We start from the raw sequence: 16053 nt of genomic DNA, 5'->3' as shown, positions 1-16053 counted from the left end.
CCTCAAATATTTTCTTTATTATAAACATTTGTTTGAAAACGTAAATTATATAATTTGGTTGTGTCATGAATCATTTTCTCAATTGTAAAATGCTCATGGAAATAGGAATAACCTTGCACCGATAGCCGGTAATATAAATCTTTATTTGTGATAACTTCTGCAAGTTTCGATGCCATTTGCTCAGTATTGCCATAGTCGACAAGGATTCCAGTCTCACCGTCAATAATCACCTCGGGTAATCCACCGACATTAGTTGCTACCACTACCCGTGAATAAGCAAGTGCTTCAATCGCAACATAGGATAAAGCTTCGTTGCTTGAAGGGACAACAATAATATCACTATTTAAGTAAATGTCATCCTTATTTGTTGCAAAACCCTTAAATATGACTTTATCACTAATTTCTAGTTGTTCACTTAATTTTTGAAGTTCCTGTTCTAACGGACCTTCTCCAAAAATATTGCACTCCCATTTTACCGAAGGGTATAATCGATTCATTTCTGCTAAACTCTTCAAGAGAAACTTGTGACCTTTTTCCTCCCTTAACCTGCCAACGACTGAAACTCTAACAGTTTTTCCATTAAGAATTGAAAGGTTTGAATGGACTGGAGGTAAGACACCATTATAAATTAAGCGGATTTTTTTAGGAGAAACTCCCTTTTGTTCAAGCTGCTCTACCATAAACTGTGAAACGGCAATAACCTGTCGATTAAAAGCGGTAAAAATTCGATTTATGAACCGGATCAATGGGTTCATTGGTACGTCCACATGATACGTCCAGATAACACGGGTCCGACTACCAACTAATTTTGAAAGAAGTGCAATATAATTTTCTCTTAAAAATTGGCAATGGACAACCTGAATGTTTTCGTTTTTGATGATTTGCTTAATCTTTCGGGCAGCCTTTATATCAAATGGCCCTCTCATTTTAACCTGATACATTTTAATGCCTGTTTGTTTAAACATGTCTAATCCAGGTCCATCATCTGAATAAATAAATACACAGTTTTTAGCACCAATTGCCCTGATCAAATCTAAAACATATTTTTCTGTACCACCAATTCCTGGGTAGTTCAGCATATAAAGTATTTTTTCCAATTTAAACCCCTCTATTACTACCAATTCTTCCAGCAAAACTTACCCTAAATCTACTAAATGATATCGTTAATTGGTCGACAAATCAATACATAAGTATACAATTATAGACAGAAAAGCTAAGAATTCGCCTTTGCTTTCTTCGTTTTAAAATAATCCAATAGCATAAATAACGATTGATCTTTTAATAAAAATAGAATTCCCATATAGACGCCTATGCCGACAAGTACTTTAATTATGATCATAATAAGATTCGAAAAATCACTGACTGTATCTATTCCATAGATAAGACAAACCATTACTAAAGAAAGAAGCAGATACCTAAAGATCCTTTTATTCAGTATTTCGCGAATAGGTAGCTCCCCTTTTAAATACCATGCCTGGATACTAACAATTAATCCTTCAGTAAATACCGTTGAAACAGCTGCCCCTGCAGCACCAAAAGGAGGAATAAGGATAAAGTTTAAGATAATATTAATGATTGCACCAATCATTATCGGCAATGTATATTCCTTATTTTTTTCCATCGGCACTAGATACCATGATCCGAAGATCACGCCAATTGATTTAAATACGATGATGGGGGACATAATCATACAAATCACGATACTTTCTTTAAAGCTAGATCCTAAAAACCAATTCACAAAATTGCCAGAAATGGCGAATAGTCCAAAGGTCATTGGAATTGAAATGAATAGATTAATGGTAATCCCACTTTGAATGACAGATTTTAATTTATCAAATTGCTTACCTGCGATTAGTGAAGACGCACGTGGAAGCATGACAATACCCGTAATATTTAGGATAGAGGTAATCATATATACAATTTTATAAGATTGCTCATAAAATCCAACCTGTTGCACGGTAGATAACGATCCCAACATCGTTTTATCCATGACAGAGTAAATCATCCCTGAAAGTGCGGGAATAAAAAGTAGAAGCATTTGAAGAAGGTGAACTTTTAGATCGTCCTTTGAAAAGGACGTAACCCATGAGACGTACTTTTGAATACCAAAGACAAGCAATATATTGCCAATAAGAACAGACGCCCCCATTATGAGTGTATACAGCCAAACATCTTCCTTATCGTGGACAAACAAAAAAACGCTTCCGAATCCAATAAACTTAACACTTATATTACGGATCACAACTTTTTTAAACAATTCAAGTCCCTGGAAAAGCCAAGTAACGTCAAAAAAAGCTCCTATCAAATGAAGTGTTTGCAAATAAAAAATGATATCCCCTTTAAAAAAAGTTAGACAACTAATGACATATAATAGTAAAGCACCGCTAAGCAATAAAATTCGGATGGTCATAATTTCAAAAAATGTTCTTGATAATTTTTCCTTTTGGTTTTTGACCTTGGCAATTTCTCTTGTTGAATATAAATTTGACCCCAATAAAAAAATGGTAATCACCAATGTAACAATCGAAAAGCTATAGCTATAATGCCCAACACCATCCGGACCTAGTACTCTGGATACATAGGGAATGGTTAAAAACGGTAAGCCAATTAATAAAAACTGTTGTAAAAAAACATAAAAGAAGTTCTTTTTTAAGGTTGACATATGTACAGCTCCTTTAAGGAGTTTCAAGAGATACGGTTTATACTACCAAAAGTATGTTTCCATAAGATGAAGAAATGATAACAATTTAGATAAAATTGTTTGGCATCTTCGTTAAAGGAACACCGATTACGAATGGATTGGCTTACAACTTTAACAAAGAGAAGCAAATTTGATTGTATCTCCTCATATGTTTAATAAAAGCTTTATCGGCTCAATATATCTTTCATGATATAAAATTATTTATAGTGAAATTATTTTTTAAAAACATTCAAAATTTAACAAACCTAATCATATCAATGTTCGAATTTAATGTAAATTATTTATTAAAGAAAAAAAGCCGCCTATCGAGGCAGCAAATCCTATCAAATCATTATTTTATCCAAGCACCATTAGCGTCTATTTGGTATCCGCCAATCGATGTGTTCGAAACCATTCGACCATCATTATAGAAATAGTACCAAGTCCCATTTACTATTCGCCAGCTGGTTTCCATTGCGCCACTAGCGTTCAAATAATACCACTGACCCCCAGCAAAAAGCCATCCTGTTCTCATTGCCCCATTACCTGCTAGATAGTACCATTTATTAGCATCCTTATACCATCCAGTCCTCATTGCACCACTGCTATCAAGGTAATACCATGCATTTCCTTGTTTTAGCCATCCTGTTCTCATCGCGCCACTGCTATCAAGATAATACCAAATAGAGCCATCCTTTACCCATCCAGCAGCCATTGCTCCCGAATTATTAAGGTAATACCATTTATTTTGGTCCTTTATCCAGCCTGTCTTCATTAGGCCATTTTGATCAAAATAATACCATTTATTACTAGTTTTCATCCATCCTTTTTGTAAGGATTGCCCCTCCTTCACAAAGTACCATTGATCACCTATTTTAGACCAACCTTTCTTAAAGTACTCACGATTTATGAGATTCTTAAATTTCGACAGGGAGGTATTCGGGTAAACTCCCTTCCTACCAATTTCATAAACCCCAGTATTCCTACTAGCATTTTTTTCGTCCGTAGTAAATGCATATTGATATCCCACTACTTTTAATTGTTCAATTGTATCTTTATTATATGTTCCAAAAGGATATGCGAAATATTCAGTAGGCACTAGACTTCTACTAGTCTGTAAATCTTCTACTATCTTATTTTCTTCAACGCTAACTAATGCAGGATGACCTCCACCAGCATTATGATGCAAATCATGAGTATGGCCCCCAAAATCAAAAACATCCTTCATTTCATTAATTTCAGGCCAACTTAAAAACTGAAGTCCATTTGGATTAAAAGGTACAGGTGAATCAGAAATACGACTGGTAATTAAAAAATTGGCAGCCTTAAACCCATACCGTTTTAAAATGGGGTATGCATATATATAATTTGTTTTATGTCCATCATCAAATGTAATGACTACGGTCTTAGTTGGGAGATTTATTTCCCCCCTCATATATGAAATAAGTTCATCTAATGTTGCTGTATAGTATCCCTTTTCATAAAGGTATTTCATTTGCTCCTCAAAAGCCTCAACACTGATTACCGCAGAACTGCTTTTGAAGTTTTTATTCTCCTTCTTATGTAACATATGATGATAGAGTAGAATAGGAATTCCAGTCTTATCATCAATTTGATTTGCGTACGCCTTGTCATTCGCGAAAATAACTAGACTACTAAATGTAAAGAATAAAACAATCATAGTTTTTACAAATTTCATTTTGAAACCCCACTTCGATTAATTCAATCTTATTCATCACTACCCATAAACCAAAAGACCTAGTAGAATTTTATCATGTTTTTTAAAAAAATTTACATTTTTCTTCGATCACAAGGAAAAAAATTTGTATTTTGGCAAAAAAAAACTGCCGACCTTAGCCGACAGCAATCATGTTATATCCCACTATTTTTTTCTTTTAATTTTTCCTGCTATTTTTGATAGTAAAAGTTGAACGACTTCATCTTTTGTTATAAATAAAATAATGACGTAAAGAAGCCCATTCACCACTATCAACACTAAGAACAGATATAATGTATCTGTAACGAACAACCTAATTACATAAGAAACCGGAATGAACAGGAGACTATAGAACAAGTACTTCATATTCCGAATGCTTAGCATATTGAATGGTACCTTTAAATATTTCCTAATGTATACATACTCAAATGTAATCAAGAAAACATTTGCAATGGCAGTTGTGATAATTGCGGTTTTTGCCGTAAATATCCCTAAGTAGACAAGCAAAATATTCAGGAATAAGTTTATAAATCCACTTATAAAAATAAACCATACGAGCATTTTTTCTTTTTTCTTAATATAAATGACCTGGTTCGCTAAAATAGATTCAATGCCTAAAGTAATCATATAAAGGGAGAATACTGCGAGAACACCACCAGCTCCAGCATATTCACTTCCGCCATACACGATAACGCCCACATCCGAAATAATAAACAACCCAATCGAAGCTGGAAATAAAATTGAAAAATATACTTTAGCAATTCGATTTAATAAAGAAATGTAATTTTCTTCATTATCCTCACCTTGTAAAAAGGATAACCGTGGTATCGTTACCTGGATGACACTTAGCATAATTGCATTAATAATCGTCATGATTTGCTGAGACATAACATAAAAGGAAACCGAAGCCTTACTCACAAACTCCCCTAGCATAAATCGATCCAGCTGCGAGTACAGGATATTTCCGTTGGAAAAAATCACCACTAAAAATAATGGTTTTAGATGTGGCAAAATTTTAATATTACTAAAATCAAACTTAATTCTTCGCTTTACATATATAAAGCTAATAATATTATTCAAAAACGTAGAAATGGAAAGCAGGATTACAAATAAAAGATAATCATCTGAACTTTTAATGAAGGTGAATAACAGAACTACATAAACAAGCTTAACGGCAATGGTTTTTACCGTAATAAAATTGTAGTCCTCAAACGCTTCATTCACCCATTCCACATAAAAAATATTTAATATGAAGTTTACGGACATAACCATCAAGATAGGAAATAAGCTATCAGCGCCATAGCCTAGATAGGAAACAAGAGCATACGTCAACATTGATACAATATTTGTTAATAATCCAAACGTAAATAAGCTTGTAAATAAAGATGCTGTCTTTTGGGGATCATTTTTAACTCGACTTACCTCTCTCAATCCATATTGATAGATACCAAAAGTAGCAAAGATAAAGAAGTAATTAAAGATGGATTCCGCAAACTTAACACTACCAATTGAATCAGCACCTAACGTTCGATACACATAGGGACCAATGATAATTGGCAGAATGAGGTTGAAAAAATTTAATAAAATTTTATAAATCGCATTTTTAAACAAAGATTTTTGCATACATATTCCTAGCCTTCATAAAAAGTGGAGAGAATAGAAAAATTCACCTCATCAATCGAGGAGGTGATCTTCATTATTAATTGCCAATATATTCTCTTACGGTAACACTGTCTGTCGGAACAAATGTAATATTTGTTGGCTCGGTTCCTGACGACCAATCTTTTCTTACCTGCATATAAGTCGTACCATAATTATCAACTAGATATTCATGATAATTAATCGGAATTTTAAAGGTATCCCCTTTAAATTCATAATCCATTAACCCATCAAAATGAGAAACCACTTTATGTGTAAGATACCCTTTTGCAAGCTGATATTCAGGGAAGTTTTCAAATTCCATTTTTGTTCCTATTTCACTGAAGTAACACCAAATCAAATTCTCTTCAGCTTTATGATAGTAGAAAATATCAATGTGAACCCCATTATAGTGATAGGCTTCTTCAAAGATTTTTCCATCCATTTCATACTGCTTATACTTTTTAAGCCCCTTCGCTTTTAGAATTGACTCTAATTTCTTTTTGATTGTATCATCGAAATTAAATGTTCCAATATCAAGATCCTTATCATGCCCAATAAAATCCTTTTCTCTTACAGAACCGAGTAAAGTGCCATAATCTAGCCAAAAGTCATGACCGATTTCCGCAAATGCTTCCTTCATAATCTGTAAAGTCTTTAATCCATGAATATGAACACTTTCCTGTCTTTTTGAATATTGGCTTTTATCATATTTCGTTTTAATACTACGGAGAACTTTATTGTTTTTAGCTGTACCATAAAATTTACTTGTTCGTAATTGTTTCAATAAATTATCTACGATTGACGACAATGTAGTTGACCACCCATCTATTTCTACTTCAATGTGACTTATTTTCTTAACACTCTTACCAAAAACATCGGTAAGATTACCTGCCTTTTCCAACGCCACGGTTCCTTAAGCAAACGATAGAACCACTCAAGCCCCAATCTTTGAAAAAACCTCGGGGCCCGTTTTAAATTTCCTGAAATTACATCAAAAGAACCTCCAACCCCTTGAAAAATGATTGGGGAAACCGAGTCCATATGATTAACAATCCAATACTCCTGTGTTGGACTACCTAAAGCAACAAAAATGATATGGGGAGAGTTTTCATTGATTGTATTAAGAATGACTTGCTCCTCTTTTTCATATCCGTTTAGTGTACCAACAATTTGAATCCCAGGATAAAGCTTCTCTAATTCAACCTTCGCAGCATCTGCAATACCGGGCTTTCCTCCATAAAGAAAAATCCTCTTATTGTGTGTGGCTGCTACTTCACAAATTTTCATCATCATATCAATACCGGTAACCCTGCTCTTAACCTGTCCGCCCTTCAGCTTCGATGCAAGAATCACTCCAAAACCATCCGGAATTTGGTAATCAGCTTGATTTAAAAGTGTTTTTAATTTTTCATCATCTTGTGCCTTCATGATTTTTTCAGGATTAATTGCCACTAAAAAAGACTTCTTATTTTTTTCAATGTTGTCTAATAATATGGCAGCAAGTTCATCGTAATTATAACCACAAACGTCTACTCCAAGAAAAGTTTCTTTCATTTTACCACCATTCCAATTAATCCTATAGTTTAGTTAAGGTTTTTTGAATCACCTAAAACTCTAACATCAAAACCGGCTTCTTTCCAACGATTGTGGTCAAGACAATTTTTTGTATCAATAACAAGCTTTGAACGAACCAAATCTGATGCTTCTTCAGGAGCAAGTGCCTTAAATTCATTATGATCAGTAAGGATTAAGATTAAATCCACACCAGTTAATGCTTCTTTAAAATCAACACTTTGATTTTTTACTTTTACTTCACGAATATGCGGATCAAACACTGAATACTCAATACCTAAGGTATCTAGATGATGTAAGACTTCCAATGTAGGACTTTCTCGCATATCATCAACATTTGCTTTAAACGACAGTCCTAATACAGCAATCTTCGGATTACCGATTTGATGTTCTTCTACAACATTCAAAACCTTCTTAGCTGTAAATTCAGGCATTGAATCATTTGTATTTCTAGCCAGTCGAATAATCTGAGAAGTTTCAGGCTCCAGCTCAACTAAGAACCATGGATCGACCGCGATGCAATGTCCACCAACTCCTGGTCCAGGAGTGTGAATATTTACCCTTGGATGATGATTTGCAAGCTTGATTGCTTCCCAAACATTCACACCAATTTTCTCACTAATCTTAGCGAGTTCGTTCGCAAATGCAATATTTACATCTCGATATGTGTTTTCAATTACTTTTACCATTTCAGCAGTTGTTGCATCCGTCTTAATAATTTCCCCTTTTACGAAGGTACGGTACAGTTCTGCTGTTCTCTCGGCTGATTCTTCATTAATCCCACCCACAATGCGGCTGTTATTAACTAGTTCCTCAAAAATGCGCCCTGGAATAACGCGTTCAGGTGAATGTGAAATAAATAAGTCTTCTCCAATCACCAAGCCAGACTCAATTAATTCTGGAATCATAATATCTTCAACAGTGCGTGGAGGAACAGTTGATTCTAATATAACCAAATTACCCTTACGAACATATGGGACAATCGATTTTGTTGCTTCTCGTACATATTCTAGATTAGCCGTTTTATCTGGTCTTATCGGAGAAGGAACAGCAATAATAAATACATCAGCTTGCTCAGGAGATGTAGATACCGTTAGATTTCCGTTATCAATTGCTGTATTTAATCGTTCTTGTAGCCCATTTTCTTCAATATGAAGTACTTTATTTCTTATTTTATCCACTGCATCCTCATTTATATCGACGCCGTGAACTTTTTTTCCGTTATTTGCAAACATGACTGCAGTTGGTAAACCTATATAACCAAGGCCAATAACACATAGTTTTTCCATTGATTTATTTCTTCCTTTCGCCAATTACGTCACAACTTGATGAATGTAAGTAAAATACGTTTTATAAACTATTATATTCCATCTAATAAACTTTACTGTATATTGTACCAAAAAACAAATAATAATTTGAAACAATACTCCTATTTTAACATAATCGTAAAACATTGAAAAATTAAGAAATATTATAAAAAAAATAAGCCCCGAAATTAGGGGCTTATTTCGCAATTTAATTTTTATAAACTGGTACATCAAAGTATAGCGTGTAGTAATCGAGATTTTTATACATTCGAACTAAATCGTCTACCTGTTTTGTAGCCCAACCAATATCGGATGCATACTGGTGAGTACCAGGTGTCGCTGGATTCCATCTCATTTTATACAACGTATCCTGCTTGTACGTAGAATGATGAATGTATTTTTCTCCAATATATTTAGCACCGCCAATGATGGCAGCCTCTGGAGTAAACCAACCATTTTGATATGCAGTTACAGAACCACGGGTAGCTGGAGCACTATCGACCGCACCAATTCCAAACATATTATATGTCTTTTTGATGTTTTTCGCCTTGCTCCGATCAAAGTTGGTTTCTTCATTTACTTTCCAAGTCCACTTAAGTCCATCGTAATAATACTCAGCAACATAAGCTTTTCCAGATTGAAATGAAACATATTTATTTTGCTCAATTTCCCCAACTTCAATGCTTCCATTAGATAATGCAGACGTTCCATGACCTGTTTCATGAAGTGCATGTGAAATTAAATATAACTCATTTACCTTATATTGCTTACTTCCATCGACAAATGATTGTCCCTTTCCAGTAAGAATACCTGAATTAGAAAGAATTTTACTATTTATCTCGCTAGCAGAAATCCCTGTATTCTGTGAAAGACTTAGGAACTGAAAATCATCCTCTGAGAAATTAGATGGATTGACATAATATTTAATGTCGTTATCCTTTGCATTTTTCCATGGGCCATATACAACCTCGTACCAGTCACCATGAGATGATTTAATCGATACTTCAGCTTCAGATTTTTCATCAAATTTTATACTACCAACGACTCTTGAATCCTTGCTTGTACCTTCATAAACATAAATGCTGCTCTTTCCAGTTATTTTCCCCTTATTTGGGTTTCCTTCCACTAAGGTTATATTCTCCTTGTGTACATAGGATGGTTCGTTCCGGTACAAGTCTGTTTGTGCATTAACTTTAGACTGAATGCTTACCATTTCATCTAATGACTTGCTGTAGGTAGTATAGCTAGTGGTTGATTTTAAAGCACCGCTTGCAAAAAATGTGTATTTTTTTCCACCCGAAGTAAAGTTAGTGGTATTCATTACTCCACTAGGATTAAAGTAATACTCTCTTCCGGTTATTGTAGCCCAGCCTGTAACCATAGCACCACTTGCTCCCATGTAATACCAACGTTGTCCATCAAGAAGCCAGCCTGTTCTCATTTCCCCATTACTATTAAAGTAGTACCACTTGTTACCATCCTGGAGCCAACCTACTGCTTTCGTTCCGTCACTTTTGTAATAGTTCCAGCTAGAACCTTCTTTTACCCAACCTGTCACCTTGGATGCTGTTAAAGCACCACTTGAAGAGAAAACATAAGCCTTTCCATCAATGACTTGTTGCCCAGTAAGCATGACACCACTACTGTTTAAATAATATGTTGCACCACCGACCGAGAGCCAACCAGTCTGCATCGCACCACTTCCTGAAAGGTAGTACCACTTATTACCGTCTAAGAGCCAACCTGTTGCCATTGCTCCGCTACCTTTCATGTAATACCAAGTGCCTCCGTCGCGGATCCAGCCTGTTGCCATTGCTCCACTGGAATGAAGGAAATACCAAGTTCCTCCTTGTTTTAACCAGCCAGTTTTCATAGCACCGCTACCGTTTAAAAAATACCAGGTGCCTCCAACCTGAACCCAACCAGTGGCCATTGCTCCACTTGATTTCAAATAATACCAAGTTCCCTTGTCATACAACCAACCTGTTTTCATTACTCCATTGCTTCCTAAGTAATACCAGGTGCCTCCATCATATAACCAGCCACTTTGATAGTTTCCACTGGAATTTTTATAATACCAGCTGCTTCCGCTTTTTTCCCAACCAGCGTAAGCTGTGTTAGCAGAAAAAAGTGTAACAACGGCGACAAAGCAAATGAAAAATACCTTTTTCAATTTTTTCCCTCCTGAAATAAATAATAGATAAAGAGATTTTTGAAATCATTCCTCCTAACCTTTATTTCTATCAATCTAGAAATCTGATTTTTTCATAATTACAATAATAACATAAATATCGACAGATTCCGCTTAAAAAATTACCCTTTTTACAATTTCTTATATTTTTATACAAATTTGTCTATTTTTTTAGACTAATAGAAAAAGGTACCTAAAATATATATTTTAGGTACCTTTTATCGGAGTTATTTCACCCATAAACCTGATTGATTTAAATAGTACCGCGTACCACCTAATTGAATCCACCCTGTTTTCATGGATCCACTATCTGATAGATAATACCAGCCTTCACTTAGTTGAAGCCATCCCGTTTGCATTGCTCCGCTAGGTTGGAGATAGTACCAAATATTTTTATCTTTTAACCAACCTGTCCTCATGGAACCACTATCACTTAGGAAGTACCATTTCCCTCCTGTATATAGCCAACCAGTCTGCATTGCTCCGCTAGCATTTAAGAAATACCACTGCCCCCCTGTATTTAACCAACCAATACTCATGTCTCCATTCTTATTAAGGAAATACCACTTTCCTTTATCTAAAAACCAACCCATTTTCATCGATCCATCTTGATTCAAATAGTACCACTTCCCCGCTGTTTGAATCCACCCGGTCTTCATAACCCCTGATGAATCAAGGAAGTAACGCTTACCGTTAACAGTAGTCCAACCTGTTTCCATCTTTCCATTCTGATCTAAATAGTACCAGTAATCTCCAGAAAGGAACCAGCCTGTTTTTATTGAACCATCTTGATTTAGGTAATACCATTTACCTTCTGTTTTCACCCATCCAGTCTGCATGATTCCAGTTGAATCGAGGAAGTAACGCTTGCCGTTAAAAGTAATCCAGCCTGTTTCCATCTTTCCATCCTGATCTAAGAAGTACCATTGATTATTATATTTGAACCAACCTTCCTTCTCATCTCCAGATGTTGGATCATAGTAGTACCATTCGCCACTTCTAACAACCCAGCCGCTAAATTTATCGGTTTTAAAAGTTAAAGTTAGTGGTTTCACCGTCCTATTTTTCCATCCATCGACTGCACTTATTTCAACTTGGTATTCTGTATTATCCTCTAAATCATCTAAAGTTAAAGAAAATCTGCTTTTACTAGGACCTTTCCAAAATTCCAGATATTCAGACTTGATAATTTTGCCGTTTAGCTTAATGTCATAACGTTCTACTAGTGAATTATCAGTAGCCTTGTCCCACTCAATTATTGCTTTTGTTTGTGTAATCCCACTCACTGTAACTTTTGCGTTGGTATCAAATACCGGGGGCTCGTTATCAAATACTGTTTTTTCAAAAGGTACCTTAAAATCATACTCACCAATCCAAGCTTTTTTTGTGAAATCTCTTGCTTTTATCTCTACCTTATCATTGTATACATTGACCAATATCCCTTGTGATTGACCCCTTACCGCTCCACCATCGTAATATAAGTATTCAACCGCACCTGTATTAACCATAGTAAAACCATCCTGATAGACAGTTCTTGGATGATTTAAAAAATAGTGGCTATGACCAGTGAATAGAATAACTTGAGGATATTTTTTTAATATATTGGTCAAACGGCCATCACGTAGCCCTCCGCCCCATTTGTCACTGCCATAGACAGTACCATCAATTGGCTGATGTAAAAAAACAAAAATGGGTTTAGAAGGGTCTGCTTGAATTGGCAATGTTTCTTCTAACCACTTATACTGTGTTTCAGAAAGAAGAGCATAATTATTTTGACTAGACTTCTCATTTCCTAACACGATAAAATGATAATCTTTGATCCATCTATCATAATAGACATTTGGAACACCTGTATTTTGAATATAACGCCGAACCAGAAGTTCATCGGTCAATCCTGGTTTTGGCCAATATCGAGGTTCATAGAATTCATGATTCCCCATTGTAATTACTTTTTCGACGGACGGGGCAATATAACCAGGATTATTTAGAATAGACATAAACTCTTGATACTGAACCTCTAGTCCTTGATTTGTAATATCACCATTTGTGACGATTGCTTGATAGTCAGGAGCTAGATTTTTAAAATCATTTAAAGCATTTATAAATTTAACACTTTGGCTCCCATCACAATATGTGCCATTCCAAACAGGCTGTTGTTTACTGCAAATATGAATATCGCTAATTACTGGAAACTGTAAAAGCGGAGTATCCTCACTGATAATCGTATCGTTTTCCTCAATAACTTCCTCGTCCGCTGTGATTTGCTCATCAGTATCAGTATTAGCAAGTACAGTTGTAGAAACCATTAGAAAACTGAGTAATAATATTGTTAAACAAGCTATTCTTTTCATATTCTCCCTCTTTATCTATATAAATATTATTTTATCTACGATAATAATTACATGGTAATCTAGTCATTTTTGCAAGCAATATTATATTACACTATTTTCCATTAGAAGTGTTTTATATTTTTTCTTCTTTATTTTATAAATTATGGTACTATCAATCTAAAATTATATTTTTAAAAGGGGAAGCAAAATGAAAAAGTGGAAAATAGTTTTAATTTGTGTTTTTGTCCTTCTGATTGGGGCAGGCAGTTATCTTTATTACATTTTAGAGGTGAAGGAGTATAATACCGCAGATACACAGGTTGATGAAATTACAGAAAAGACCTTTGATGTTACCCTTCCTTCTGATACAGAAAAAAAACAGCAGAACGAAGCACCTATCGAGGACAGTGCTACTGATGAACAAAATTCGCAACCAACGACGGAAAGTCCATCTGCTAATGGAGATAAAAAGACCATTGTTTCATCAAATAATAAAGATACTGATGTAAACATTGAAAAGAAGCAGGAAAACAAGAATACTTCCGCTTCTACTGCAACGGATACAAAAAACAAGGAAAAACCATCAGCTTCAAATATCACGGCTAAATATGAACCTTCATTTAAAGATTTGGAGAATCAGGCAAATTCACGAGTTGATAAGCTTATATCTTTAGCCATTGCCGAATATCAAGCAAAAAGAAAAAATAACGAAACAATTTCATATCCATATTTTTATGCTAAATATACATCGGCAGGGAAGACTCTGGAATCTAGTGCTGATGCAGCCTTCGATATTATCTATAACGAATATACAAATGAATTAAAGATCAATGGGTTTGATAGTAGTTATGCTGAAAAGGTAAAGAGTCATTATGAAACATCTAAAAAAGAAAGACGTAACAATCTTCTTAAAAGGGCAGCTAAATATGCAAAAGAACAAAATCGCTAACGCGACTTAATCACGTCCCAAGTGTAGATTATTCACTTGGGATCTTTTCTCGCTTCACGCATAGTGCCTTCACAAAAAGGACAGACTACCTCCACCACTTCTCCCTTCTTTAAATCGAAGGCAAACTCTTCTACAACAAAATCAGGGACTTCGTCCTCTTTTCCACAATCAATACACTTAAATGTGATAAACACATCTTCTTCATTTAATCCGAATGGATCTTCTTCGTCTAACCACTTTAAGACTTCCTCATTTTCATCCTGCTTTTTGTTTTTTGACATTCTTCTTCCACCCCTTCGCAACCTCCATGTCTTCCATATAATGATATATGAATCCATAGTCGGCATGATAGATCTCAACTAAATCCATTTCCCTTTTACAGCATGGACAAATAAAGGGGTCATTATCAAATGCCTCTTTCATACGTTGACGATATGATTTTTTCTTCTTTTTTGTTTCGAGTAATAAAGTTAATTGTTTGGTTCTCATAAAAGCATATAAAGAAAGTACATCTTTTGCCCTTTTATACGAACGTCTACTGTATAAACCATATCGCCCAACCATTCGAAAATGCTTAGGTGGGATGTGTTGTAATAGTTTAATAAGAAATTGAAATACAGGGAGTTTTACATCTATCCTTCTTCCTGTTTGATGATCTTCATACCAAAACTCAACGTTTTTACCATCATAATTAGTAATTCTATATTCGGCAATAGCTGGTCTAGCTAGGTATCTTCCAATATACTTAGCTGCCCCTTTTGCATCCTTCATCTTTTTCTCTGCGTTCACATAAAAGCCATTAGGGTACCGTTGGTACAAATCAGAAATCATTTCTTGAACTTTTTGATTTGATGGATACCACTTTTTAAGCATATCTAAAACAACCTTTTGCCACGATTTACGCAAAAAATTGTATGGAATAAACTCTGTTGGTACCCATTCGTTGCGGTTATCGATTGCACCTTCTGTAACTAATGCATGAACGTGTGGGTTAAACTTCATATCTCTTCCAAATGTATGGATAACAGTAATCACACCTACTTGAAGGTTTCTTTTTTTACTTTTTCTTTGGAAGTAGAATTGGAAGACTTGAGCAACTTCTTTACTAAGTTCATTAAGCTTTTTCCTATCTTCAAAGAAGATTTGCCTTATTTCTTTTGGAATAGTAAATACCATGTGACGATGAGGAACATCGAATATTAATTCCTGTTGTTTTTCAGACCAGTCATCAGTGTACTTCTTTCCACACTTATGACAAAAACGACTTTTACAAGTAAAGCAAACAAATACAGGTTTGGAATTATATTCACAGCCAAGGCATTCGTACTTAGCATAGCCTAAGTCTGCCGTTCCACATCTGATTGCCTTCTCAACAGCTTCTTTTATATCATCCCGATAAGACACAGGGTATGTATTAGAAAACATCTTCCAGTAACCATCGAAATGTTCTTTAAGTATTTGTTTAATGACCCCACTATCCCTTTTCATCATCCAACTCGTACCTTTCAATTCAACTACGAACATTATACCGAACAGTTATCCACAAATCGATTATTTTATAATTTCCTAAACAATAACAAAGGTGTTCTGAAGTCTACTTCAGAACACTTTTATTTTTAGTATAAGATTAAAAGTCTGTCTCTTATACACATCTGACGCTGCCGAC

11 protein-coding genes and 2 pseudogenes are annotated in these 16053 nt (G+C 34.9%); 1 reads left to right on the top strand and 12 read right to left on the bottom strand.

Annotation, left to right across the window (positions count from 1 at the left end; genetic code table 11):
- Positions 1–2: 2 nt before the first annotated feature.
- The 10 genes and pseudogenes from E1I69_RS11425 to E1I69_RS11385 all read right to left on the bottom strand — a co-directional run bounded on the left by E1I69_RS11425 (position 3) and on the right by E1I69_RS11385 (position 13459).
- Positions 3–1097: a glycosyltransferase family 4 protein gene (locus tag E1I69_RS11425; protein ID WP_136379745.1), complete on the bottom strand. Its 1095-nt coding sequence runs from the start codon at positions 1095–1097 to the stop codon at positions 3–5.
- Between the two features lie 116 nt (positions 1098–1213).
- Positions 1214–2662, bottom strand: a complete 1449-nt coding sequence (locus E1I69_RS11420) for a flippase (protein ID WP_136379744.1) — start codon at positions 2660–2662, stop codon at positions 1214–1216.
- Between the two features lie 370 nt (positions 2663–3032).
- Positions 3033–4379 (bottom strand): polysaccharide deacetylase family protein, encoded by a 1347-nt coding sequence (locus E1I69_RS11415; protein ID WP_136379743.1) that lies wholly within the window; start codon positions 4377–4379, stop codon positions 3033–3035.
- Between the two features lie 183 nt (positions 4380–4562).
- Positions 4563–6020, bottom strand: coding sequence for an oligosaccharide flippase family protein (locus tag E1I69_RS11410; protein WP_136379742.1), 1458 nt, complete (start codon positions 6018–6020; stop codon positions 4563–4565).
- A 76-nt stretch (positions 6021–6096) separates the two neighbouring features.
- A complete protein-coding gene (locus E1I69_RS11405; protein WP_161974882.1) occupies positions 6097–6939 on the bottom strand; it encodes a LicD family protein in 843 nt (280 codons plus the stop codon).
- On the bottom strand, positions 6885–7592 hold the full coding sequence (locus E1I69_RS11400; RefSeq protein WP_136379740.1) for a WecB/TagA/CpsF family glycosyltransferase: 708 nt from the start codon (positions 7590–7592) through the stop codon (positions 6885–6887). The genes E1I69_RS11405 and E1I69_RS11400 overlap by 55 nt, the downstream gene beginning before the upstream one ends.
- 29 nt (positions 7593–7621) lie before the next feature.
- Positions 7622–8899, bottom strand: coding sequence for a nucleotide sugar dehydrogenase (locus E1I69_RS11395; RefSeq protein ID WP_136379739.1), 1278 nt, complete (start codon positions 8897–8899; stop codon positions 7622–7624).
- Between the two features lie 226 nt (positions 8900–9125).
- Positions 9126–9689 (bottom strand): annotated as a pseudogene (locus E1I69_RS25465) (N-acetylglucosaminidase); the annotation flags it as partial.
- A gap of 489 nt (positions 9690–10178) precedes the next feature.
- Positions 10179–11090, bottom strand: a pseudogene (locus E1I69_RS24935) (N-acetylmuramoyl-L-alanine amidase); the annotation flags it as partial.
- 245 nt (positions 11091–11335) lie between these two features.
- Complete coding sequence (locus tag E1I69_RS11385) at positions 11336–13459, bottom strand: metallophosphoesterase (RefSeq protein ID WP_136379737.1); 2124 nt, start codon at positions 13457–13459, stop codon at positions 11336–11338.
- 187 nt (positions 13460–13646) lie between these two features.
- Here E1I69_RS11385 and E1I69_RS11380 point away from each other — a divergent pair, with 187 nt between their 5' ends.
- A complete protein-coding gene (locus tag E1I69_RS11380; RefSeq protein ID WP_136379736.1) occupies positions 13647–14387 on the top strand; it encodes a hypothetical protein in 741 nt (246 codons plus the stop codon).
- A 32-nt stretch (positions 14388–14419) separates the two neighbouring features.
- Here the strand turns inward: E1I69_RS11380 and E1I69_RS11375 are convergent, their stop codons facing one another.
- Together E1I69_RS11375 and E1I69_RS11370 are read right to left on the bottom strand one after the other, a co-directional pair.
- Positions 14420–14668: a hypothetical protein gene (locus E1I69_RS11375; protein ID WP_136379735.1), complete on the bottom strand. Its 249-nt coding sequence runs from the start codon at positions 14666–14668 to the stop codon at positions 14420–14422.
- A complete protein-coding gene (locus E1I69_RS11370; protein WP_161974881.1) occupies positions 14643–15878 on the bottom strand; it encodes an IS91 family transposase in 1236 nt (411 codons plus the stop codon). The genes E1I69_RS11375 and E1I69_RS11370 overlap by 26 nt, the downstream gene beginning before the upstream one ends.
- Positions 15879–16053: the final 175 nt, after the last annotated feature.

The sequence above is a fragment of the Bacillus timonensis genome, assembly GCF_004799755.1.
Lineage (GTDB): Bacteria > Bacillota > Bacilli > Bacillales > Bacillaceae_L > Ferdinandcohnia > Ferdinandcohnia timonensis_A.
The sequence above is the reverse complement of the archived record's forward strand: the minus strand, read 5'-3'. Positions and strand labels throughout refer to the sequence as shown.

What these genes read in the sequence shown, in the direction of transcription:
- E1I69_RS11420 (WP_136379744.1), bottom strand. Translation starts at nt 2,662, where the DNA reads ATGTCAACCTTAAAAAAGAACTTCTTTTATGTTTTTTTACAACAGTTT.
- E1I69_RS11395 (WP_136379739.1), bottom strand. Translation starts at nt 8,899, where the DNA reads ATGGAAAAACTATGTGTTATTGGCCTTGGTTATATAGGTTTACCAACT.
- E1I69_RS11400 (WP_136379740.1), bottom strand. Translation starts at nt 7,592, where the DNA reads ATGAAAGAAACTTTTCTTGGAGTAGACGTTTGTGGTTATAATTACGAT.
- E1I69_RS11410 (WP_136379742.1), bottom strand. Translation starts at nt 6,020, where the DNA reads ATGCAAAAATCTTTGTTTAAAAATGCGATTTATAAAATTTTATTAAAT.
- E1I69_RS11370 (WP_161974881.1), bottom strand. Translation starts at nt 15,878, where the DNA reads ATGATGAAAAGGGATAGTGGGGTCATTAAACAAATACTTAAAGAACAT.
- E1I69_RS11375 (WP_136379735.1), bottom strand. Translation starts at nt 14,668, where the DNA reads ATGTCAAAAAACAAAAAGCAGGATGAAAATGAGGAAGTCTTAAAGTGG.
- E1I69_RS11415 (WP_136379743.1), bottom strand. Translation starts at nt 4,379, where the DNA reads ATGAAATTTGTAAAAACTATGATTGTTTTATTCTTTACATTTAGTAGT.
- E1I69_RS11385 (WP_136379737.1), bottom strand. Translation starts at nt 13,459, where the DNA reads ATGAAAAGAATAGCTTGTTTAACAATATTATTACTCAGTTTTCTAATG.
- E1I69_RS11380 (WP_136379736.1), top strand. Translation starts at nt 13,647, where the DNA reads ATGAAAAAGTGGAAAATAGTTTTAATTTGTGTTTTTGTCCTTCTGATT.